A 210-nucleotide genomic window follows, 5' to 3' on the forward strand; every position below is an offset into this window, starting at 1 on the left:
TGCGCACGCCTGATGGCCACAGCCGGCTCGAGCTCTCCCGCTTCCTCACCCCGCCTGTCGTCGAGGATCACCGCAATGCCCCGGTGAACGCTCTAGGCTACCTCCGCGTCATGTTCACCGTAGACGACATCAATGAGACGCTTGAAAGGCTCCGCAAGCGCGGCGCGCAGCTCGTAGGCGACATAGTGGATTATCAAGACACATATCGGC

Annotated in this window: 1 protein-coding gene; it reads left to right on the forward strand. The window is 61.4% G+C overall.

What is annotated here, in order from left to right; translation table 11 throughout:
• Positions 1-210 (forward strand): VOC family protein (locus AF337_RS26055; protein ID WP_483150634.1); only part of this gene is annotated, 210 nt, incomplete at both ends.

The organism is Rhizobium ecuadorense (assembly GCF_001187535.1).
GTDB lineage: Bacteria > Pseudomonadota > Alphaproteobacteria > Rhizobiales > Rhizobiaceae > Rhizobium > Rhizobium ecuadorense.